The following is a 22,406-nucleotide window of genomic DNA, read 5'->3' as shown; positions in this document are numbered from 1 at the left end:
CCCATGCACCTGCTCAGGACCCAGCCCGGCGGTTTCGTCTCGGACGACAATATTGCCGACCTGGGCCAAACCCCCGCAGAGCTGGTGATCCTGTGCAGCGGTGATTCGAGCCTGGCGCTGCTGGCCGAAGCCGCCCGGCAGTTGCCTGACGATTACCCCAGCTTTCGCCTGGCCAACCCGATGCAGGTGCAGAACCATGCATCGGTCGACCTGTACGTCGATGAAGTGCTACGCCACGCCAGGGTCATCCTGATTTCGCTGCACGGCGGCATCGGCTATTGGCGCTACGGCATTGAGCGTCTGGTGGAGCTGGCCGAGCGCGGCGTGCAGCTGATTCTGGTGCCGGGGGACGATCGCCCGGACCCGGAACTCAGCAGCCTGAGCACCGTGGGCGTGGAGGTGCGCGACCGCCTGTGGCATTTCCTGCGTCAGGGCGGCATGGGCAACGCGCTGGATTTTTATCGCTGCCTGGCCAGTGGTTTTCTGGGCCGCGATTACGCCTGGGCCGAGCCGCAAACCTTGCCGCGCACGGCGATTTATCATCCGCAAAGCGCCAACCCGCGCCTCAATGACTGGCAAACGGACTGGAACCCTGCGTTTCCCGTGGCCGCTGTGCTGTTCTACCGCTCCCATTTGCAGGCGGCCAATACCGGTTTTATCGATGTGTTCTGCCAGCGCTTGCAGGCGGCGGGCCTTAACCCGCTGCCGATTGCGGTGGCCAGTTTGAAAGAGCCCGGCTGCCTGACGGTGGTCGAGGATTGGCTGGATGACGTGCAGGCGGCGGTGATTCTGAACACCACCGGCTTCGCTCAGTCGAGCCCCGAGGCGCCGCATTTACGGCCGTTTCGACGCAATATTCCGGTGATTCAGGCCATTTGCGCCCAGGACAACGAGCCCGGCTGGCAGGCCAGCGAGCAGGGCCTTGGCCCGCGCGACCTGGCCATGCACATTGCGTTGCCGGAGCTGGACGGGCGCATTATCAGCCGCCCGATCAGCTTCAAGGACCTGGCCTGGCGCAGCGAGCGCAGCCAGTCGGACGTGGTGTGCTACCGCGCCGCGCCCGAACGTATGGATTTCGTCGCCGAACTGGCGCGGCGTTGGGTCGAGTTGGCGCGGGTGCCGAACGCGCAAAAACGCATCGCGCTGATCCTCGCCAACTACCCGACCCGCGATGGCCGCATCGGCAACGGCGTGGGCCTGGATACCCCGGCGGCGGCGCTGAATATCCTGCGTGCGCTACAAGCTGAAGGCTACCCGGTGCCCAGTGAATTGCCGGCCAGCGGCACTGCGCTGATCCACGATTTGCTCGGTGGCGTCACCAATGATCCGGACAGCCTCGACCTGCGCCCGTGCCACCAAAGCCTGGGCATGGATGAATACGAGGCGATGTTCAAGCGTCTGCCCGAAGCCAACCGCCAGGCGGTGATTGCACGTTGGGGGGCGCCGCACAACGACCCGATGTGCCGCGATGGGCGCATGATGATCGCCGGCCTGCGGCTGGGCCTGACATTTGTCGGCATCCAGCCGGCGCGCGGTTATCAGGTGGACGCCAGTGCGGTGTACCACGACCCGGACCTGGTGCCGCCCCATGGCTACCTGGCGTTTTATTTCTGGCTGCGCCACACCTATGGCGCCCATGGCGTTATCCATGTGGGCAAGCACGGCAACCTTGAATGGCTGCCGGGCAAGGGCGTGGGCTTGTCGGAAAACTGCTGGCCGGATGCACTGCTCGGGCCTTTGCCGAACATATACCCGTTTATCGTCAATGACCCGGGCGAGGGCGCCCAGGCCAAGCGTCGTACCCAGGCGGTGATCATCGACCACTTGATGCCGCCGCTGACCCGCGCCGAAACCTACGGCCCGCTGCGCAACCTTGAATTGTTGGCGGACGAGTATTACGAGGCGCAATTGCTCGACCCGCGCCGCGCCCTGGAGCTGCAAAAAGACATTCTCAAGCTGGTGCTCGAAACCCGCATCGACAGGGAACTGGAGATGGACAGCGAGGCCGACGCCGCCGTCTGGCTGCCGCGCCTCGACACGTATTTGTGTGATTTGAAAGAGTCGCAGATCCGCGACGGCTTGCATGTTTTCGGCGAATCGCCCGAGGGGCGCTTGCGCATCGACACCTTGCTGGCCCTGCTGCGTATTCCGCGCGGCGATGGCCGTGGCCCGCAGTCGAGCTTGCTGCGAGTGATCGCCAAGGCCTTTGAATTGGGCTTTGATCCGTTGGACTGTGCGTTGGCCGAACCCTGGACCGGGCGGCGTCCCGATGTATTGCAGAAGATCGACGCACAACTGTGGCGCACCGCCGGCGATACCCGCGAGCGTCTGGAATTGTACGCGGCGCGTTTGATCGAGCAGGCACTCGAAGGGCCACTGGAACAGTTGGAAGAACCTGGCTGGGAAGCAGTAAAAGCGGTGATCGAAAGCCTGCGCTTCGTCGTGGCGCCGCGCCTGGACGCCTGCGGCCCGGCGGAAATGCGCGGTTTGCTGGATGCGCTGAGCGGACGCTTTGTGCCGGCCGGACCCAGTGGCGCGCCGAGCCGTGGGCGCCTGGACGTGCTACCCACCGGGCGCAATTTTTTTACGGTGGACGTGCGTAACCTGCCCACCACCACGGCATGGCGCATCGGTTTCCAGTCGGCCAACCTGATTCTTGAACGGCATTTGCAGGACCACGGTGACCATTTGCGCCAACTCGGCCTGTCGGTGTGGGGCACCGCCACCATGCGCACCGGCGGCGACGACATCGCCCAGGCCATGGCCTTGATGGGGGTGCGCCCGGTGTGGGCCACGGGCAGCCAGCGGGTGGATGATTTTGAGATCCTGCCGATCAGCTTGCTCGACCGCCCGCGGGTGGACGTGACGCTGCGCGTCTCGGGTTTCTTCCGTGATGCATTTGCCAACCTGATCCGCCTGTTTGACGCGGCGGTGCAGGCCGTGGCAGCGCTGGATGAGCCGGACGACATGAACCCGCTGGCGGCCAAGGTGCGCAGTGAACGCGAGGCGTTGCGCCAGTCTGGCCTGGACGAAGACGCGGCGGCGAAACAGGCCGGCTGGCGCATTTTCGGCGCCAAACCGGGCGCCTATGGCGCAGGCGTGCAGGGCGCGGTGGACGGTCGCCTGTGGCAGAGCCGCGAGGATTTGGCCGAGGTTTACCTGAACTGGGGTGGCTACGCCTATGGCGCTTCGGATGAAGGCACTGCTGCCCGCGAACAGTTCGCCCGGCGTCTGAGTCAGGTGCAGGCCGTGTTGCAGAACCAGGACAACCGTGAGCATGACGTGCTCGACTCCAATGACTACTACCAATTCCAGGGCGGCATGCTTGCCGCCGTCGAGACCCTGAGCGGCGACAAGGCTGCCAGCTATCATGGCGACCACAGCCAGCCGGACTTGCCGAAGATCCGCACGCTCAAGGAAGAGCTGAACCGGGTCATTCGTTCCCGGGCGGCCAACCCCAAGTGGATTGAGGGCGTGAAGCGTCATGGCTACAAAGGCGCATTCGAAATGGCGGCGACCGTGGACAATCTGTTCGCATTCGACGCCACCACCGCGCTGATCGATGATCACCAATACGCCTTGCTCGCCGACGCCTATCTGCTGGACCCCGACACCCGGGCTTTCGTGCAGCAGCACAACCCCGATGCCCTGCGCGACATGACCGAACGCATGCTCGAAGCCCAGCAGCGCGGCATGTGGCAGGAACCGGGGCCCTATAAGGACGCTCTGGAAAACCTGTTGCTGGATATAGAAGAAGACAGCTGAAAACCGCACCGCTCGTTCCCACGCTCTGCGAGGGAATGCAGCCCGTGACGCTCTGCGTCACAAGAGCGGACGCAGAGCGTCCATTGATACATTCCCACGCGGGAGCGGGGGAACGATCTAGTGAGAGTTGATGATGACTGATATTCCCCATTTCCCGCTGTCCGCCGTGGTCGGCGCCGACGATTTGAAACTGGCGCTGTGCCTGACCGCCATCGACCCGAAGATCGGCGGCGTGCTGATCGAAGGCCCGCGTGGCATGGCCAAGTCCACGTTGGCGCGGGGGCTGGCAGACCTGCTGGCTAGTGGTCAATTCATCACGCTGCCCTTGGGCGCTACCGAGGAGCGTCTGGTCGGCACGCTGGATCTGGACGCGGCGCTGGGCGAAGGCCGCGCGCAGTTTTCACCGGGCGTGCTGGCCAAGGCGGACGGGGGCGTGCTGTACGTCGATGAAGTCAATTTGTTGCCCGATCACTTGGTCGACCTGCTGCTGGATGTGGCCGCCAGTGGTACCAACCTGGTTGAGCGCGATGGCATCTCCCATCGGCACTCCGCACGCTTTGTGCTGATCGGCACCATGAACCCGGAAGAGGGTGAGTTGCGCCCTCAGCTGCTCGACCGTTTCGGCTTCAATGTGGCCTTGAGTGGCCAAACCTTGCCGACCGAGCGCGGCCAGATCATCCGCCGTCGCCTGGATTTCGACCGCGACCCGGCTGCGTTCTGCACGCTGTGGGCCGGGCAACAGGCTGCCTTGCGCGAATGCTGCACCCAGGCGCGGGCGCGGCTCGACAGCATTGAGCTCGACGACCATGCCCTGGCGCAGATCACCGAGCGTTGTTTTGCGGCTGGCGTCGATGGCTTGCGTGCGGACCTGGTATGGCTGCGTGGCGCCAGAGCCCATGCGGCCTGGCGTGGGGCGACGGCGATTGCCGAGGAAGATATCGAGGCCGTGGCCGAATTTGCCCTGCGCCACCGTCGCCAGGAACAATCCCCGCCGGGCAGTCCACCGGGCGAAGGGCAGTCGCCCGGCGCTGCCGACAGCTCGCCTGGCCAGGGCCAGTGGGGCGATATGCCTGCTCCAGCCTTGCCCACGGGCGCACGCCGGGAAGTCCCCGCCTGGCCAAAAAAGCCTTAGGCATTCGCCCTCGACCTGACGCGGGGGCGGATGCCCGGCCCAAGGCAGGGCGAGTGGACGGTGGCAGGCACGGCAAGGCGCGCAGCGCCAGGCAGGGCTCGATCAATTGGTCCGGCACGTTGCTGGGCGGTCGCCCGCAATCGCGAGAGGATTTGCTGTTTCACCTGCGCAGCCGTACAGCCCATGAGTTGTGGCTGGTGATTGTCGATGCGTCAGCGTCTACCCGGCGCCACCGGGCACTGACCGATGCCAAAGGCTTATTGGCCCAACTGTTTGATGACGCGTATCGCCAGCGAGCGCGCATGGCGCTGTTGACGGCCAGCGGGCAATCGCCGGTGTGGCAGGTTCAGGGTTTGAAAGCTGCAAAAGGCCTGGCAGGGTGGCTGGAGCACTTGGGAGCTGGCGGTGGTACACCGTTGCTGGCAGCGCTGACCGAAGCAGGGCATTGGCTGGTGGCGCGGCGCAAACGCTATCCGGCGGAGCAGCAGCGATTGCTGGTGATCACGGATGGACGGCTGAAAGATATTGCCGGGTTGCCGTCGCTGGGGTGTCCGGGTTTGCTGGTGGATATAGAGCGCGGGCCGATCCGGTTGGGGCGGGCTCATGAGCTGGCGGCAGGGTTGCAGCTGGATTATCGGCATATCGACAGCCTGTAGCGGCCGGCCGATTGCTATCGCAGGCAAGCCAGCTCCCACAAAAAAGGTGGGAGCTGGCTTGCCTGCGATGAGGCCCTGAAAACCACTACAAGACTATCAGCCAGCCCCCGGCACATTCGGCCAAAGATCCGCCACCAGAAACAACCGCTCGGCTTCTTCCCAATCCTCACCCACCTGAACCAGCCGCACCAGCAACTGCGCCGGCGCCATCGGGTCCAGCTGGGCGAGCCAGCCTTGCATCTGCTCTTCGCTCCACACCTGGGCGGCCGGGTAATGCGCCGGCGCCAGCCACGCATGCCGGGGCAGGGGTTGCCAGCGACCGGGCGGGCTGAGGCGGACAAAATCCTGCCAGTCGCGTTGATGCAACCAGCGCCCACGTAAATGTTGCGGGTGCGCACCTGTGGGCGGTTCGGCCTGCCCAGGCCACGGGTATAGCAGGTACCCGCCGAGCCACAAATGCGCGTCGAATTGCTGAATATCCAGCGCTGCCAGTACTTCGCGGCTTTCCGGGCGTGCCGAAATCGGCAGTTGATGCTGGGCCAGATGGGCGAGCTTGCGGTCGAGGCGGTCATGGCAGCCCGGGCCCAGCCACTGCGCGCTGTCGTGACCGTTGCCGTCCTGGGGGCCCAGGTAGAGCTTGATCGCCAGTTCCAGGTGATGCACGCCGTCACGGTCACGCAGCAGCATGTCCAGCTCACCGAGGGTATGCCCGGCGCGGCGGATCGGCAGATTGGCCACCAGCAACTCCACGCCCGGCGCGTGCTGCACGGCGAACTGCCACAGGCGCTCGTAATACAGCCCCAGACGCCGGGTGCGCGCCTGGCTCAGCCAGTGCTGCAAGGCGCTGCTGTCTTGATCGAGGGTGCGCAGCCAGCGTTCCAGAAGATGAGGCGCCTGCACCCAGTCGCTGCCGGCCAGCGGATGGCGCTGGGGCCAGGGCGTGTCCGCGAGCATCGGCGGGGCGAGCATCACCCACGCCAGGTCGCGCACCTCCGGGTGGCGCAGTTGGCGGGGCAGGTTGTGCAAATCGGGGAACACAGTCATGTGTCCGAGCATAGCCGTTTAACGCTCCTACAGGTGGCTGAGAACCATTGTCATCGGGGCCTTGCGACGACAAAGGGTTTTGCCTGACGCGGCCTTTCGCCCATAATCCTTCTTTTTGCCACACCCCAAATCCCGCAGGAGCCCCATGGAGCAATTTCGCAATATCGGCATTATCGGTCGCCTGGGCAGTACCCAGGTGCTGGACACCGTCCGCCGGCTGAAAAAATTCCTGCTGGAACGCCACCTGCATGTGATCCTCGAAGACACCATCGCCGAAATCCTCCCCGGCCACGGCCTGCAGACCTCCTCGCGCAAGATGCTCGGCGAAGTGTGTGACATGGTGATTGTGGTCGGCGGCGACGGCAGTCTGCTCGGCGCCGCCCGTGCGCTGGCGCGGCATAATGTGCCGGTGTTGGGGATCAACCGGGGCAGCCTGGGCTTTCTGACCGACATTCGCCCGGACGAGCTGGAAGTCGAAGTGGCCAAGGTGCTCGATGGCCATTACCTGGTGGAAAACCGCTTCCTGTTGCAAGCCGAAGTGCGCCGCCACGGCGAAGCCATCGGTCAGGGGGACGCCCTCAATGACGTGGTGCTGCACCCCGGCAAATCCACACGGATGATCGAGTTCGAGCTGTATATCGACGGCCAGTTCGTGTGCAGCCAGAAGGCTGACGGCCTGATCGTCGCCACGCCCACCGGTTCCACCGCCTATGCGCTCTCGGCGGGCGGCCCGATCATGCATCCCAAGCTCGATGCCATTGTGATCGTGCCGATGTACCCCCATATGTTGTCCAGCCGGCCGATTGTGGTCGACGGCAACAGCGAGCTGAAAATCGTGGTGTCCAAAGACATGCAGATTTACCCGCAAGTCTCCTGCGACGGGCAGAACCATTTCACCTGCGCCCCCGGTGACACCATCACCGTGAGCAAAAAGGCGCAGAAGCTGCGCCTGATCCACCCGCTGGACCACAACTACTATGAAGTGTGCCGCACCAAGCTGGGCTGGGGCAGCCGCTTGGGGGTGGAGGCGACTGATGCTCGATCCCGCGCGTAGCTACGACCTGATTGGTGACGTGCACGGTTGCGCTCATACCCTTGAGCACTTGCTCGACCGCCTGGGTTATCACAAGATCGGCGGCGTGTGGCGGCATCCGTCGCGTATGGCGGTGTTCCTCGGCGATATCATCGACCGCGGGCCGCGCATTCGCGAGGCGCTGCATATCGTCCACGACATGACCGAGGCGGGCCAGGCGCTGTGCATCATGGGCAACCATGAGTTCAACGCGTTGGGCTGGACCACGCCTGCGCCGCCGGGCAGTGGCAAGCAGTTCGTGCGCGAGCACAACCCGCGACATGCGCGGTTGATCCACGAGACGTTGACCCAGTTCGAACAGCACCCGGGCGATTGGCACGATTTCCTCGGCTGGTTCTACGACATGCCGCTGTTTGTCGACGCCGGGCGTTTCCGCGTGGTGCACGCGTGCTGGGACGACGGTTTTATCCAGCCGCTGCGTGCGACTTTTCCGGACGGCTGCATCGATCAGCATTTTCTGCAGGCTGCCGCCGTGCCGGGCAGCTTTGCGTGCAACGCCTTCGATCGCCTGCTGCGCGGCACTGACATGCGTCTGCCGGATGGGCTGACGCTTACCGGTGGCGATGGCCTGACGCGCTCGTTCTTCCGCACCAAATTCTGGGAAGACGATCCGAAGACCTACGGCGACATCGTGTTCCAGCCTGACGCCTTGCCGGAACCGGTGGCGCGCACGCCGTTGTCCTCCACACAAAAGAATTCCCTGCTGCGCTACGGCGTCGACGAGCCGTTGCTGTTCGTCGGCCACTACTGGCGCAGCGGCAACCCGGCGCCGATCCGCCCGAACCTGGCCTGCCTGGACTACAGCGCTGTGCTGTACGGCAAGCTGGTGGCGTATCGGCTGGACCAGGAAACCCGCCTGGATCCGCATAAATTCGTCTGGGTCGACGTTGAGCGGCCCGAGGTTATTCAATGAGCACCGTGGCTGTTTTACGCCTGCCTCTGAGCGTCGATCTGGGCGGCTTCGTCAAATTGCTGCAACGCATGCAAGTGCCCCACCGTGTCAGCGAAGAGGCGGGCGAGCAAGTGTTGTGGGTGCCGGAAACCATCAGCGACGATGTGCGCGTGTTGTATCAACGCTTTCCCGCCGGTGACCCGGATCAGCAACTCGATATCCCCGAGCAGGCGCCCATGACGCGTCCAGGGTTTGTTCAGCAAGTACGTCACAGCCCGGTGACGGCGCTGGTGCTGCTGGCGAGCATGCTGGTCGGCGCGCTGACCGTGCTCGGCGAAAACCTGCAAACCATGGCGTGGCTGACCTTCCTGCCGTTTCGGGTGATGGGCGAGTACATCCAGTTCACGCCGCTGGCCGACAGCCTCGCGTCGGGGCAGTGGTGGCGGCTGGTCACGCCGATGCTGATCCACTTCGGCATCCTGCACCTGGCCATGAACGGCATGTGGTACTGGGAGCTGGGCCGGCGCATTGAGGTGCGCCAGGGCAGCATCAACCTGCTGGGCCTGACGCTGCTGTTCAGCCTGGTGTCCAATTATTCGCAATACGCTTATGGCGGCCCGAGCCTGTTTGGCGGGTTGTCCGGCGTGCTGTACGGCCTGCTCGGGCACTGCTGGATTTTCCAGTTACTGTCGCCCAACCCGGCTTATCGTCTGCCCCGTGGTGTGCTGGCGATGATGCTGATCTGGCTGGTGCTCTGCATGTCGGGGCTGATCTCGATGATCGGCTTCGGCGAAATTGCCAACGCGGCTCACGTGAGCGGCTTGGTCATCGGTTGCCTGACGGGTTTGCTGGGCGGGTTGTACAACCGCCGCAAAGCCTCACTTTGAGATAGGAAGAGCCTTATGTCCTCTTTTGCTGAAATGATCGAAAACATCACCCCCGACATCTACGAGAGCCTCAAGCTCGCCGTGGAAATCGGCAAATGGTCCGATGGCCGCAAACTCACTGCCGAGCAGCGTGAGCTGTCGCTGCAAGCGGTGATCGCCTGGGAAATCCAGAACCTGCCGGAAGACCAGCGCACGGGCTACATGGGCCCGCAGGAATGCGCGTCCAAGTCGGCGCCAGTACCGAATATCCTGTTCAAGTCGGATGCGATCCATTGATTGAAATCGGTCGCGGTGCAGTCAACAAAATGTCGGCGCAACTCGGTGAGTCGACGGTTCAATACGCGTTTCGTCTGGGCGATACAGAGGTGCCGGTCAACCCGTTGATCGGTACGCATGTGCGCCTGGAATATCTCGGTGCCATCCATTGCAGCCATTGCGGCCGCAAGACCAAAACCAGTTTCAGCCAGGGTTATTGCTACCCGTGCATGACCAAGCTGGCCCAGTGCGACCTGTGCATCATGAGCCCCGAGCGTTGCCATTACGACGCCGGTACCTGCCGTGATCCGGGCTGGGGCGAAAAATTCTGCATGACCGACCACGTGGTGTACCTGGCCAATTCGTCGGGCATCAAGGTCGGCATTACCCGGGCGACTCAACTGCCGACGCGCTGGCTCGACCAGGGTGCGAGCCAGGCGCTGCCGATCATGCGCGTGGCCACGCGCCAGCAATCGGGCTTCGTCGAAGACCTGTTCCGCAGCCAGGTGGCGGACAAGACCAACTGGCGTGCGTTGCTCAAGGGCGATGCCCAGTCCGTCGACCTCAAGCAGGTGCGTGATGAGCTGTTCGCCTCCTGCGCCGAAGGCTTGCTCGGTTTGCAGGAACGCTTTGGCCTGCAGGCCATCCAACCGGTAACCGACATCGAGCCGATCGAAATCCGCTACCCGGTAGAGCAATATCCTACAAAGATTGTCAGCTTCAACCTGGACAAGAACCCGATTGCCGAAGGCACGCTGCTGGGGATCAAGGGCCAATACCTGATCTTCGACACCGGTGTTATCAATATTCGTAAATACACGGCCTACCAGCTCGCCGTGCATCAGTAAAAGGACGAAGCCATGCGCACCGAACAGCCGAAGATGATTTACCTGAAGGACTATCAGGCACCGGACTACCTGATCGAAGAGACGCACCTGACCTTCGAGTTGTTCGAGGACCACAGCCTGGTCCACGCGCAGTTGGTGATGCGCCGCAACCCCGAGCGCGGTGCCGGCCTGCCGCCGCTGGTGCTGGATGGCCAGCAACTGGAGCTGTTGAGCGTCAACCTCGCCGACCAGGAACTGACGGCCGCTGACTATCAACTGACCGAAAACCACCTCACGGTGCAGCCGAACACTGAGACCTTCACCCTCGACACCACGGTGAAGATTCACCCGGAAACCAACACAGCGCTGGAGGGTTTGTACAAATCCGGCGGCATGTTCTGCACCCAGTGCGAGGCCGAAGGCTTTCGCAAGATTACCTATTACCTCGACCGCCCGGACGTGATGAGCACCTTCACCACCACGGTGATCGCCGAGCAGCACAGCTACCCGGTTTTGCTGAGCAACGGCAACCCGATTGCCAGCGGCCCCGGTGAAGACGGCCGTCATTGGGCGACCTGGGAAGACCCGTTTAAAAAGCCCGCGTACCTGTTTGCGCTGGTGGCCGGTGACTTGTGGTGCGTCGAAGACAGCTTCACCACCCTGACCAACCGCACCGTGGCACTGCGCATTTATGTCGAGCCGGAAAACATCGACAAGTGCCAGCACGCCATGACCAGCCTGAAAAAATCCATGCGCTGGGACGAAGAAACCTACGGCCGCGAGTACGACCTCGACATCTTCATGATCGTGGCCGTGAACGACTTCAATATGGGCGCCATGGAAAACAAGGGCCTCAACATCTTCAACTCCAGCGCCGTGCTGGCCCGCGCCGAAACCGCCACCGACGCTGCGCACCAGCGCGTCGAAGCGATTGTCGCCCACGAATACTTCCACAACTGGTCGGGCAACCGCGTGACCTGCCGCGACTGGTTCCAGCTGTCGCTCAAGGAAGGCTTCACCGTGTTCCGCGACTCCGGCTTCTCCGCCGACATGAACTCGGCGACGGTCAAGCGCATTCAGGACGTGGCTTATCTGCGCACCCACCAGTTCGCCGAAGATGCCGGCCCCATGGCCCACGCCGTGCGCCCGGACAGCTTCATCGAAATCTCCAATTTCTACACCCTGACCGTGTACGAAAAAGGCTCGGAAGTGGTCGGCATGATCCACACCTTGCTCGGCGCTGAAGGCTTCCGCAAAGGCAGCGACCTGTATTTCGAACGCCATGACGGCCAGGCAGTGACCTGCGACGATTTCATCAAGGCCATGGAAGACGCCAACGGCGCCGACTTGAGCCAGTTCAAGCGTTGGTACAGCCAGGCGGGTACGCCGCGTCTGGCGGTGAGCGAGTCCTACGACGCAGCGGCCAAAACCTACAGCCTGACCTTCCGCCAGAGCTGCCAGGAGACCCCGGACAAGGTGGAAAAACTGCCGTTCGTGATCCCGGTGGAGCTGGGCTTGCTGGACGGGAAGGGCGCCGGTATCGCCTTGCGCCTGACGGGTGAAGCAACGGCGGGTGCTACGTCGCGGGTGATTTCGGTGACCGACGCCGAGCAGACGTTCACCTTTGTCGACATCCCTGAGCAGCCGCTGCCTTCGCTGCTGCGGGGTTTCTCCGCGCCGGTGAAACTGAGCTTCCCGTACAACCGCGATCAACTGATGTTCCTGATGCAGCACGACAGCGACGGTTTCAATCGTTGGGACGCTGGCCAGCAGTTGGCCGTGCAGGTGTTGCAGGAATTGATTGGCCAGCATCAGGCCGGCCAGCCGCTGCAGCTGGATCAGCGCTTGATCACCGCGTTGCGCAGCGTGTTGAGCGACGAAAGCCTGGATCAGGCGATGGTTGCGGAAATGCTGTCGTTGCCCGGTGAGGCTTATCTGACCGAAATCAGCGAAGTGGCTGACGTCGATGCCATCCATGCGGCCCGCGAATTTGCGCGCAAGCAACTGGCTGACAACCTGCACGAAGAACTGTGGCTGCGTTATACGGCCAACCGCGACCTGTCCAAGCGCACGCCTTACGTGGCCGCTGCCGAACATTTTGCACGGCGTGCCTTGCAGAACATTGCGCTGTCGTACCTGATGCTCAGCGGCAAGCCTGAAGTGCTGGCTGCAGCTCTGGAGCAGTTCGACACCAGCGACAACATGACCGAGCGCCTGACCGCGCTGGCCGTGCTGGTGAATTCGCCATTCGAAGCGGAAAAAGCCCAGGCATTGGCGGTGTTTGCCGAGAACTTCAAGGACAACCCGCTGGTTATGGACCAGTGGTTCAGCGTGCAGGCCGGCAGCAGCTTGCCGGGCGGCCTGGAGCGGGTCAAGGCGTTGATGGACCATCCGGCGTTCACAATCAAGAACCCGAACAAGGTGCGTGCATTGATCGGCGCGTTTGCCGGGCAGAACCTGATCAACTTCCACGCGGCGGATAGCTCGGGGTATCGCTTCCTGGCGGATCTGGTGATCCAGTTGAACGGCTTCAACCCGCAAATCGCCTCACGCCAACTGGCGCCGCTGACCCGCTGGCGTAAATACGACAGCGCGCGTCAGGCGCTGATGAAGGGCGAGCTGGAGCGCATTCGCGCGTCCGGAGAGCTGTCGAGCGATGTGTTCGAGGTGGTCAGCAAGAGCCTTGCCTGATTGTCCTGATTGAAGACACGGCCCTTGCGTACGGGCCCTGTGGCGAGGGAGCTTGCTCCCGCTGGGTCGCGAAGCGGCCCCGGCTCTTTGTCTAAAAAGCCTGGGACTGCTGCGCAGTCCAGCGGGAGCAAGCTCCCTCGCCACAAGGGCTGTTCAAATAACCGGTGGGCGAGGCGTGTCGTCGCCAGGGTCAAGCGGGAAACGCTCCGAGATGATTCCGTGGGGCACGCCCAGCGGCAGGGCGCTTGCGGTGTCGAGGCGAGTGACCTGCTCGGCTGAAAGCTGCACATTCAGGGCGCCAAGGGTGCCATCCAGTTGTTCGCGGGTGCGCGAGCCGAGGATCGGGATCAGCGTGGTGGTCGAGCGCCGAGCCTTTTCGCGCAGCCAGGCGATGGCGACGTGGGTGGGCGTGGCGCCCAGTTCGGCAGCCACCGCCAGCAGGGTGTCGAGCACGGCGGTTTCACGGGCGCTTTTTTCGGCATGGATCAGCATGCCGAGTTTGGTGGCGCGGTTGTCCGTCTGGCTTTCCCGGTACTTGCCGGTGAGAAACCCACCGCCCAGTGGCGACCATAACGTGGCGGCCAGGCCCAGCGCCTCGGCCATCGGCAGCATTTCACGGTCGGCGCTGCGCTCGGCGAGGCTGTATTCCACCTGAATGCCGATGATGGGCGCGAAGTGGCGCACTTCGGCCAGCAAGTCGGCACGGGCAATGCGCCAGGCCGGGAAGTTGGACAGGCCGGCGTAATGGATCTTGCCGGCGCGCACCAGGTCATCGAAGCCCCGCAGGATCTCCTCCATCGGTGTTACGTTGTCGCTCATATGTGCCCAGAGCAGGTCGATGTGGTCGGTGTTCAAGCGCTTCAGGCTTTCCTCAACGGCGCGCACCATGTTCTTGCGGTTGTTGCCGAGCCTGAGGGTGCCTGCGTCCGAAGGCTGGGTGCGCAGGGTGTATTTGGTGGCGACCACCAGGTTGTCACGCTCCGACGCGATGAACTCTCCCAGCAACACCTCGGCCTGGCCGAACTGGTAGCCATTGGCGGTATCGAGGAAGTTGCCGCCGGCCTCCAGGTAGCCATCGAAAATCCGCTTGGCCTCTTCGCGCTCGGCGCCATGCCCCCACCCTGTGCCGAAATTGCCGGTGCCCAGGGCCAATTCCGATACCTGTAAGCCGCTGCGGCGGCCAAAGACTTTATTGCGCATGCAAGACTCCCGACACTTCAGGTTATTTAAATGTTTGGTAACATGTAATTAATATGATGCTGGTCATTTATAACGTCAAGCGACTTTTTTGCTGCTGACAATTTCTGACAGGGGGCTCTGCTAAGCTGCAGGACTTTTTCCTTTTCGGCGGGATCATCGTGTCGCGAACCACTCGTCTTCTGACCTTATTGCAGGCCCTGCGCGGCAAGAAACGCCCGGTGACTGCCGCGGTGCTGGCGGCGCAGCTGGAAGTGTCCGAACGTACGCTGTACCGCGATATCGCCGAATTGACAGCCCTGGGTGCGCCGATTTTCGGCGAGGCGGGGGTGGGGTATGTGTTGCGCAGCGGATTGTTTTTGCCGCCGTTGATGCTCAATGCCGAGGAAACCGAGGCCATCGTGCTGGGGCTGCGCTATGTGGATCAGCGTGGCGATGATGTATTGAGCCGCGCCGCGGCCAATGCCCTGGCCAAGATCGCCGATGTGCTGGATCCCGCCGCCCAGGAAGCCCTGCGTAACCCGACCTTGCTACCCGGCCCGCCGGGTTTTGGTTACCCGGAAAACCGTGTGCCGCTGAATATGTTTCGCGATGCCATCCGCCATCAGGCCAAGCTGCATATCGATTATGCGGACGCCAGCCAAACCCAGAGCCAGCGTCTGATCTGGCCACTTGCGCTGGGCTTTCTCAACGAAGTGCGGGTGATTGTGGCCTGGTGCGAGTTGCGCGGTGCTTATCGCACCTTTCGCACCGATCGCGTAGCGACCGCTGAGGCCCGCGGTGAACGCTACCCGGGGCGGCGCAGTGACCTGCTGCGCGGCTGGCGAAAATTGATGGAACAGAATGAAAGCGGGCCGTTTACTCCTGACAAAAACTGACACGTCCCTGGCTTAGCATGGCGCTACAAATCATCAAAAAAGGAGCTGTGCCATGTCCGTTCCAGAACTGGCCCCGGCCATCAAGGCCTACATCGCGGCCGCCAATGCCCGCGACACCTCTGCGGTTGCCCAGTGCTTTGCCGACGATGCCAATGTGTTCGATGAAGGCGAGCATCAGGTCGGTCCTGCCGCCATTGCGCGCTGGATGGAGGATACCGGGCGGCGCTATCAGCCACGGGTTGAAGTGCTGAACGTGCAGCATCGCACCGGCAAGGTGTTGGTCAGCAACGTCGTTTCCGGCAACTTTCCCGGTAGCCCGCTGGAGTTGCGCTACACCTTTCGCCTGAATGAGCAGGGCAAGATTTCACGGCTGGATATTTCCCTGTAAGTCATACTGGCCCCCATGACTTTCGACTCGCCGCTCGCCGCTTACCAACATGCCATCACCCAGCAAGGCTTCGCGCCCGACGACGCCCAGCGCCGGGCGGTTGATGCCTTGCAAGCTTGTCACCAGGCCTTGCACCAAGGGTGTTCGCCAACCAGGGGCGTATACCTGTGGGGGCCGGTGGGGCGCGGCAAGACCTGGCTGATGGACCAGTTTTATCAAAGCCTGCAAGTGCCCGCCCGACGTCAACACTTTCATCACTTCATGGGCTGGGTGCACCAGCGCTCGTTCCAGCTCACGGGTACTCAGGATCCATTGCAGGCGCTGGCCCGTGAATTGAGCCGGGAAGTGCGGGTGCTGTGTTTTGATGAATTGTTCGTCAATGACATCGGCGACGCCATCATGCTTGGCCGTTTGTTTCAGGTGATGTTCGAGAAGGGCGTGGTGATGGTCTGCACCTCCAACCAGCCGCCTGATCAACTGTATGCCGGGGGCTTCAACCGCGAGCGTTTCCTGCCAGGCATTGCAGCGATCAAGCAGCATATGCAGGTGGTGGCGGTGGATGGCGATGAGGACCACCGTTTGCATCCGGGCATCGGCCTGCAGCGCTATTGGATCAATCAACCGGGCGCGCTGGCTGACGTGTTCCGGCAGTTGAGCGAAGGGCGGGCGGTGCGCGGTGGGCCGGTCAGTGTCGGCTATCGCTCGATTGAGGCGGTACAGTCCAGCGACACCGTGCTTTGGTGTCGCTATGCCGAGCTGTGTGAGCAACCGCTGGCAGCCATGGACTTCATGCTGTTATGCGATCGTTTCAAGGCCATCCTGCTGGGTGACGTCCCGAACCTGAGTGCACAAACACGCCCGGCGAAAATCGCCCGCGGTACCGAAGACGGTGTCCAGCGCGTGGTGGCCGGCGATCGAGAGCTGCCGGAGCTGTCGGTACACGATGACAGCGTGCGGCGTTTTATTGCATTGGTGGACGAGTGCTACGACCGCAAGGTGCCGTTGTTCATCGAGGCCCGCGTGCCGTTGGAAAACCTCTACACCGAGGGTTATCTGGCGTTTGCGTTCCGCCGCACCTTGAGTCGCCTGCAAGAAATGCAGTTGCAGCGTTTCGGCACCTGAAATTACGCGGAATGTGCGTACTTTCTGACGGGCATTTGTAGCTAATCTCCTTCATCTTCTGCGGGCTGCCCGCTTACAATCAACGCCCTCAAAGGGAGCCGATTCCCTTGTGGCCGTTATCGAGGAAGGAAATGGACACCCCCGACATCCTGGTGCTGCAAGCCAGCTATACCAACGCCGTGCACGCCGAGGCCATTGGCCTGCTGCTCAATCACTATGCGCAAGACCCGATGGGCGGCGGCCATTCATTGCCGGCCGACCTGCTGCAACAGTTGCCCGCCGAACTGGCCAAACGCCCGCATGCGTTCAGCGTGCTGGCGTTTGTCGGCGGTGAACCGGCCGGTCTGATCAATTGCTTTGAAGGGTTTTCGACCTTTGCCTGCCGCCCGCTGGTCAACGTTCATGACGTGGTGGTGATGAATCAGTTTCGCGGTTTGGGGCTGAGCCACAAGATGTTGCAGAAGGTTGAGGAGATCGCCCGTCAGCGCGGTTGCTGCAAGATCACGCTGGAGGTGCTGGAAGGTAATGAAGTGGCGCAGTCGGCCTATCGCAAGTTTGGCTTTGACGATTCCATATTTGATCCAGCCCACGGTCGCATGTTGTTCTGGAGCAAACCGCTTTAATAATTTAAAGGCAAAAAAAAGGCGCCATTAAATGGCGCCAAGTTAACCTTTGCCAACGGAGCGGGATGGCACAGGGTAATGCGGATTAACTAAACATTAAATAAAAATTAAATCAGCTATTGGATTGTTGCTCTGAACTTTTCTGTTCAACGGTATTGGTCTTGACGTCTTTGCCGTCGGCCATGGCGGTTTGTTGGTGAATGCCGTGAGTCTGCTGCTGCACGAAGGTGAAGTCCTTGTAGAACTGCTTGGAGCGCTCTGAACCGCCCTCGGCGAACGCCGCTGCGGAAGTCAGTGTCATCAGGCCGGCCAGCATCAAAGTGGAAAGTTTCATCGTCGGTGTTCTCATAAAGTGTGATGAGGTGTCTGTTCTCCCTGATCAGACTCGTGGGGCCGATTATGTGAGTGGTCGATTAAGCGAAGCTTAACTGGAGGGCCTTCAAACTTAACAATTGCGTTAAGTTTGAAGGCGGCATGCAGTTAACTTTTAAAGCTTCCAGTCCACGGCAAGCGTGATGGAGCGCGGGTCTCCCCAATACACGCCGTTATAAAACCCGACACGTTCGTAATATTTTTTATCAAATAGGTTGTTGACGTTAACTGACGCAGAAACATGTTCGTCGAACTGGTAGCGCGACATCAGATTGACCACGGTGTACGCCTGCTGCGTGATCCGCGTGCGTTCAGTGATCAGGCGGCCGTCCTTGTCTCTGCCGCCGACAGGGCGGTAGGCAAAGTCGTAGAAATCACTCTGCCAGTTCACTGCGCCACCGACTGTCAAGCCGCGCCATTCCCCCGGCAGGCGGTAGGCGGTAGACACCTTCAGCAGGTTCAACGGCTGGCCGGTGTTGTTGCGCTGCTTGTCGCCGTTGAGTGAATGGGTATAGCTGTAGCCGGCCGTCAGGTTCCAGTCCGGCATGACTTCACCCGACACCTCCGCTTCGAAGCCCTGAACCTTATTGCCCTTGCCGCCGGACTTGTAGAACTGCTCACCGGTTTTCGGATCGGGCGGCACCGAGTTGTCGAGTTCGGCAACGTTGTCTTGGGTGCTCCAGAAAACGGCCGTCGCCAGGTTCAAGCGCTCGTTGAGCAGGCTGCCCTTGAGGCCGATTTCGTAGTTACTGCCCACCACCGGCTCCAGGTATTTCTTGCTGGCGTTGCGTTCATCCTGCGGGTTGAAGATGTCGGTGTAGCTGACATACGCGGTGTATTCAGGGGTGATGTCATAGAGCAAGCCCGCATAGGGCGTCCACATGTCGTTGTGGGTCTGGCGGGTTTTGGCGGAACTGATCCGTTGGTTGCTGGCGTTGTAGTCGGGCTCGACACTTTCAATGTCCCAACTGCCGTAACGGCTGCCCAACACGGCGTGCAGGCGCTCGGTCAGGCTCAGGCGTGTGGCCAGGTAACCGGCCTTCTGCTTTTTGCTGCTGTGTTCGCCCTTGAGCCCCGTGGTGCGGTCGGGGAACTTGGGGATACCGCCCATGTGCTGCCAGTCTTTGATATCCGTGTAGCCGTCGGGCTCGCTGTAACGCTGGAAAGGCGAGGAGTCTCGCTGTTGCGATTCGCCGTAACCGACCATCAGTTCATGCTCGCGCCCCAGCAGCGAGTAGGAACCTGACAGGTTGAAATCCACCACGTCCATTTTCGAGGTGCCGGTCATCTGGCTGGTCCAGGCGGTCATGCCGCTGCCATCCGGGTTTGGCGCGCCGGCGCCGCCGTAGTAGACCTTGCCGTCGGTGTCGCTTTGGCGATGGGTGTAAGCGGCTTTGAGGCGCCAGTCTTCAGACAGCTTGTGGTCGATGGAGGCAAACGTGGTTTTGTCCTTCAGTGGCCAGGAACTCCAGTCAGCCGCCAGGTTGGCGGAGCGGCGCAGCTTTGCCTTGCTGCCATCGCTGTTCCAGTAGGGCAGGGTGCCCCACGAGCTGCCTTGTACATGCTTGTTCTGGTAATCGAAGCCTACGGTGAGCAGGGTATCGTCCGTCAGATCGCCTTCGAGAATTCCGTAGCCGACTTCCCGTTGAGTGGCGTAGCTGTCACGAAACGATCGGGCATCCCGGTAGGCCATTACGGTGCGCCCGCGCAGTCGCCCATCGAATGCCAGCGGGCCGCCGACGTCGACAAAGCTGTAATAGTTTTCATGGCTGGCACCACTGGCGCCGGCCTGGGCTTGCCATTGGGCGGTGGGGCGCTTGCGGATCATGTTGACGGTGGCCGAAGGATCGCCCGCGCCGGTGGTCAGGCCGGTGGCACCGCGGACCACTTCGATGCGGTCGTAAATGATGGTGTCGGAGTCGGACTTCATGCGCCCGTAGGTACTGAGCATGCCGTCGACCTGGTAGTTGCTGATCGAGTAACCGCGAGCCGTGTAACCCACCCGGTCCGAGTCCAGATGCTGCACGTTCACGCCCGTGGTCTGGCGCAGGGCGTCGGTCAGGGTGTTGAGGTTGAAGTCGTCCATCTGCTGGCGGGTGATCACCGAGATGGACTGCGGGGTTTCCTTGACCGACAGGTTCAGGCGTGTAGCGGTACTCATGGCGCCGGTGGTGTAGGCGCCGGTGTGTTCGGTGGTACTGCCCAAGCCTTCGGCCGTGATGCTGGTGGCACCCAGCTCGAGGGCTTTTGAAGCGTTTTGCTCGGACTCGGTTTCGGCGAGCAGTTCAGGGCTGAGCACCACACTGAACAGGCCGAGGGTAAAGGTTATGGAACGGGTAAAAGGCGCGAACATCGCGGCAGACTCCTTGTCGTCTTTTTCGCCTTCTCAGAAAGAAAAGGCATTGGCTCAAAGACGAAAGGAGTCGCGGAACTTTAGGGTCTAACGAGAATGATTGTTATCTTTCTGTTACAAAGCCCTGACGTTATTTGGCAACCACTTCAGAAGGGTCGGGCTTTTTCGGCTTGATCAGGCTGAAGTCGATCAAGCCCTTTTTCTGGGCGATGTAAGGGTCGCCAATGATCAACGGGCGCGGTTTGAAGCTGTCGCTGACCAGGCTCTTGGTGCGGTCCCACTCATCAAAACTCAGCCCGGCAAGATCGGCCCAGGTGTGAATCAATTGCGAGCTGCTGTAAGGCCGCTGCAGGTCACCGGCGAAGCTCCAGTCGTGGGTTTCGCGCCACTTCGGCGAGGCGTACGCCATGAACGGAATGGTGTACATCGGCGCCGTCGGCTTGCCTTCGTTGCGGCCAAGCGTGCCGTGGCCGGCGGAATCGAACACGTCTTCGCCGTGGTCCGAGAGGTACAGCAGGAAGCCGTTGGGGTCGGTCTTGGCGTAGTCCTTGATCAGGCTGGACACCACGAAATCGTTGTACAGCACGGCGTTGTCGTAGCTGTTGTAGGTCGGTAGCTGCTCGTCGCTCACGCCGGGTGGTACGCCCTGGCGATCAGTGAACTTGTCAAAGGTCGGCGGGTAACGGTACTGGTAGCTCATGTGCGTGCCGAGCAAATGCACCACGATGAATTTGCGTTCAGTGGGGTCGGCCAGGGCCTTGGCAAACGGCGCCAGCACGTCGCCGTCGTATTGGCGGGCGTTCTGGTTGCGGTTGTTGTTGAGGTACACCTGTTCGTCGGCCTGTTCGGAAAAGGTCGTGAGCATGGTGTTGCGCTTGGTCATGGTCTGCTGGTTGGTGATCCAGTAGGTCTTGTAGCCGGCCTGTTTCATGACGCTGACGATCGACGGCGTCTTGAGGTACAGGTCCGGGTTCTCTTCGTCGGCGAAGGTCAGTACCTGTTGCAGCGCTTCAATGGTGTAGGGGCGCGGAGTGATCACATTGTTGAACACCGCCAGCTGGTCGCGCAGTTTGTCCAGTTCCGGCGTGGTATTGCGCGGGTAGCCGTAGAGGCTCATGCGTTGACGGTTGGTGGACTCGCCGATCACCAGCACCAGGGTCGACGGCTGGCCCGCCATGGTGTCCTTGAGGTTTTTCAACGGCGGGATCTGGCTGGCGCTGGTCAGCATGCCTTGCATGTTTTCCAGTTGCTCGGTGTAGCGACGGTAGGCCACGATCATCTGCCAGGGCACGGCAGGTTCGACGCGGGACTCGAAGCCGTCGATGGCCAGCTCCATGGTCGGGTTGGTCGCAATCTGTTTCACCAGCGGATAGCCAACCACTGCCAACACAATGGCGGCCGCCGCCAGCATTGCCTGGCCGCGCGGCAGGTAAACCGGACGCAGGCGGGTCCACAGGAAAATGGCCATCGCGGTGTGGGCGATAAACGCCAGCACAATCCACCAGGCGAAGTACTGGGTGGCGTACTCGCCTGCTTCAGAAATGTTCGACTCGAACATGATGAAGATGACGCTCTGGGAGAATTCCTGCTGATAGATGAAGAAATAGCCGAGGCTGGCCATGGAACAGGCCCACAGCACCACGCCGATCAGGGCGGCGAGCAGGCGCGTGCGGCGCGGGAACAACAGCATGGGCGCCAGCCACAGTGCGCTGAGGAAGAATGCCTGGCGAAAGCCGCTGAAGCCGGACGTGCCGGTCAGTTGGATCAGGAGTTGGGTAATACCCGAGAAGTACCAGAAAAACAGGAACAGCCAACCCAGGCCTGCCCAATCAAAACCTTTCGCAGACTTGGTGCTGCGTTTGAACATCGCCATCCAGTACTCCAACCGAAAATTGCTCAGTCGCCACGCAGGCATGCGCGCAACAGTGGGCCGCCGCTTACGTGCGGCCCTATCTCGGCGGGAGTATCGGGAGGAGGATGTGAAAACTTCGTGAGTTATTTCTGAACGGTTCGTTCAGCTCAGGTTCAGCAAAGGGCGGGCTGGGTGTCGGCCGCCTGATTGATTTGTGCTTGCAAGTGTGAGCGCAGGCGCTGGACTTCCTGCTGCAGCTGGTCGCGTTCGTCTTTCAACTGGCGCAACTCATCGCGACGGACGGTGACGTAGAGGGTCTGTGGCGGGCGGGTCATCTGTGCTGTGCTCATTGCTTACCTCGCAAATAGCCGGTAGATCG

19 protein-coding genes are annotated in these 22,406 nt (G+C 61.7%); 13 read left to right on the top strand and 6 right to left on the bottom strand.

The features are described 5' to 3' along the window. Positions 1-3 precede the first annotated feature (3 nt). From cobN to ATI14_RS24785, 3 genes are all read left to right on the top strand, one after another. Positions 4-3,765 carry a cobaltochelatase subunit CobN gene (gene cobN / locus ATI14_RS24795; protein ID WP_080520025.1) on the top strand — a complete coding sequence of 1,254 codons (3,762 nt, stop codon included), beginning with the start codon at positions 4-6 and terminating at the stop codon, positions 3,763-3,765. Between the two features lie 133 nt (positions 3,766-3,898). Then, positions 3,899-4,897 (top strand): magnesium chelatase ATPase subunit I, encoded by a 999-nt coding sequence (locus ATI14_RS24790; protein WP_031320142.1) that lies wholly within the window; start codon positions 3,899-3,901, stop codon positions 4,895-4,897. A gap of 53 nt (positions 4,898-4,950) precedes the next feature. Beyond that, on the top strand, positions 4,951-5,553 hold the full coding sequence (locus tag ATI14_RS24785; protein ID WP_016972756.1) for a vWA domain-containing protein: 603 nt from the start codon (positions 4,951-4,953) through the stop codon (positions 5,551-5,553). 96 nt (positions 5,554-5,649) lie between these two features. On the opposite strand, the gene ATI14_RS24780 is transcribed toward ATI14_RS24785, so the two are convergent. Next, positions 5,650-6,597, bottom strand: a complete 948-nt coding sequence (locus tag ATI14_RS24780; RefSeq protein WP_080520024.1) for a DUF1853 family protein — start codon at positions 6,595-6,597, stop codon at positions 5,650-5,652. A gap of 145 nt (positions 6,598-6,742) precedes the next feature. Here ATI14_RS24780 and ATI14_RS24775 point away from each other — a divergent pair, with 145 nt between their 5' ends. Genes ATI14_RS24775 through pepN form a run of 6 tightly spaced genes read left to right on the top strand, consistent with a single transcriptional unit; the run spans position 6,743 to position 13,242 of the window. After that, a complete protein-coding gene (locus ATI14_RS24775; RefSeq protein WP_016972754.1) occupies positions 6,743-7,651 on the top strand; it encodes an NAD(+) kinase in 909 nt (302 codons plus the stop codon). Then, positions 7,629-8,603, top strand: a complete 975-nt coding sequence (locus tag ATI14_RS24770) for a metallophosphoesterase (protein ID WP_165448242.1) — start codon at positions 7,629-7,631, stop codon at positions 8,601-8,603. Before ATI14_RS24775 ends, ATI14_RS24770 begins: the two co-directional genes overlap by 23 nt. Beyond that, positions 8,600-9,469: a rhomboid family intramembrane serine protease gene (locus tag ATI14_RS24765; protein WP_016972752.1), complete on the top strand. Its 870-nt coding sequence runs from the start codon at positions 8,600-8,602 to the stop codon at positions 9,467-9,469. Before ATI14_RS24770 ends, ATI14_RS24765 begins: the two co-directional genes overlap by 4 nt. Before the next feature lie 15 nt (positions 9,470-9,484). Beyond that, on the top strand, positions 9,485-9,745 hold the full coding sequence (locus tag ATI14_RS24760; RefSeq protein ID WP_016972751.1) for a YeaC family protein: 261 nt from the start codon (positions 9,485-9,487) through the stop codon (positions 9,743-9,745). Then, complete coding sequence (locus ATI14_RS24755) at positions 9,742-10,572, top strand: DUF2797 domain-containing protein (protein ID WP_016972750.1); 831 nt, start codon at positions 9,742-9,744, stop codon at positions 10,570-10,572. Before ATI14_RS24760 ends, ATI14_RS24755 begins: the two co-directional genes overlap by 4 nt. A gap of 12 nt (positions 10,573-10,584) precedes the next feature. Next, positions 10,585-13,242: an aminopeptidase N gene (gene pepN / locus ATI14_RS24750; protein WP_080520023.1), complete on the top strand. Its 2,658-nt coding sequence runs from the start codon at positions 10,585-10,587 to the stop codon at positions 13,240-13,242. Positions 13,243-13,395: 153 nt separating this feature from the next. Here the strand turns inward: pepN and ATI14_RS24745 are convergent, their stop codons facing one another. Then, positions 13,396-14,442, bottom strand: coding sequence for an aldo/keto reductase (locus ATI14_RS24745; protein ID WP_016972748.1), 1,047 nt, complete (start codon positions 14,440-14,442; stop codon positions 13,396-13,398). A gap of 158 nt (positions 14,443-14,600) precedes the next feature. Here ATI14_RS24745 and ATI14_RS24740 point away from each other — a divergent pair, with 158 nt between their 5' ends. The 4 genes from ATI14_RS24740 (at position 14,601) to ATI14_RS24725 (ending at position 17,450) form a co-directional block, all read left to right on the top strand. Further along, positions 14,601-15,317, top strand: coding sequence for a helix-turn-helix transcriptional regulator (locus tag ATI14_RS24740; RefSeq protein ID WP_031320141.1), 717 nt, complete (start codon positions 14,601-14,603; stop codon positions 15,315-15,317). Between the two features lie 52 nt (positions 15,318-15,369). Then, positions 15,370-15,705: a nuclear transport factor 2 family protein gene (locus tag ATI14_RS24735; protein ID WP_016972746.1), complete on the top strand. Its 336-nt coding sequence runs from the start codon at positions 15,370-15,372 to the stop codon at positions 15,703-15,705. Positions 15,706-15,720: 15 nt separating this feature from the next. Continuing rightward, positions 15,721-16,827 carry a cell division protein ZapE gene (gene zapE, locus ATI14_RS24730; RefSeq protein WP_016972745.1) on the top strand — a complete coding sequence of 369 codons (1,107 nt, stop codon included), beginning with the start codon at positions 15,721-15,723 and terminating at the stop codon, positions 16,825-16,827. Between the two features lie 131 nt (positions 16,828-16,958). Next, positions 16,959-17,450 carry a GNAT family N-acetyltransferase gene (locus ATI14_RS24725; RefSeq protein ID WP_016972744.1) on the top strand — a complete coding sequence of 164 codons (492 nt, stop codon included), beginning with the start codon at positions 16,959-16,961 and terminating at the stop codon, positions 17,448-17,450. A 112-nt stretch (positions 17,451-17,562) separates the two neighbouring features. Here ATI14_RS24725 and ATI14_RS24720 read toward each other — a convergent pair whose 3' ends face one another. From ATI14_RS24720 to ATI14_RS31255, 4 genes are all read right to left on the bottom strand, one after another. Further along, positions 17,563-17,784 carry a hypothetical protein gene (locus ATI14_RS24720; RefSeq protein ID WP_080520022.1) on the bottom strand — a complete coding sequence of 74 codons (222 nt, stop codon included), beginning with the start codon at positions 17,782-17,784 and terminating at the stop codon, positions 17,563-17,565. 153 nt (positions 17,785-17,937) lie between these two features. Further along, positions 17,938-20,175, bottom strand: a complete 2,238-nt coding sequence (locus tag ATI14_RS24715) for a TonB-dependent siderophore receptor (protein ID WP_080520021.1) — start codon at positions 20,173-20,175, stop codon at positions 17,938-17,940. Between the two features lie 130 nt (positions 20,176-20,305). After that, on the bottom strand, positions 20,306-22,048 hold the full coding sequence (locus ATI14_RS24710) for a phosphoethanolamine transferase CptA (protein WP_026083332.1): 1,743 nt from the start codon (positions 22,046-22,048) through the stop codon (positions 20,306-20,308). Between the two features lie 152 nt (positions 22,049-22,200). Then, complete coding sequence (locus tag ATI14_RS31255; protein ID WP_155773650.1) at positions 22,201-22,377, bottom strand: DUF6026 family protein; 177 nt, start codon at positions 22,375-22,377, stop codon at positions 22,201-22,203. Positions 22,378-22,406: the final 29 nt, after the last annotated feature.

The organism is Pseudomonas tolaasii NCPPB 2192 (genome assembly GCF_002813445.1).
In the GTDB taxonomy this organism is placed as follows: Bacteria; Pseudomonadota; Gammaproteobacteria; order Pseudomonadales; family Pseudomonadaceae; genus Aquipseudomonas; species Aquipseudomonas tolaasii.
This window is presented reverse-complemented; position numbering and strand designations above follow the sequence as displayed.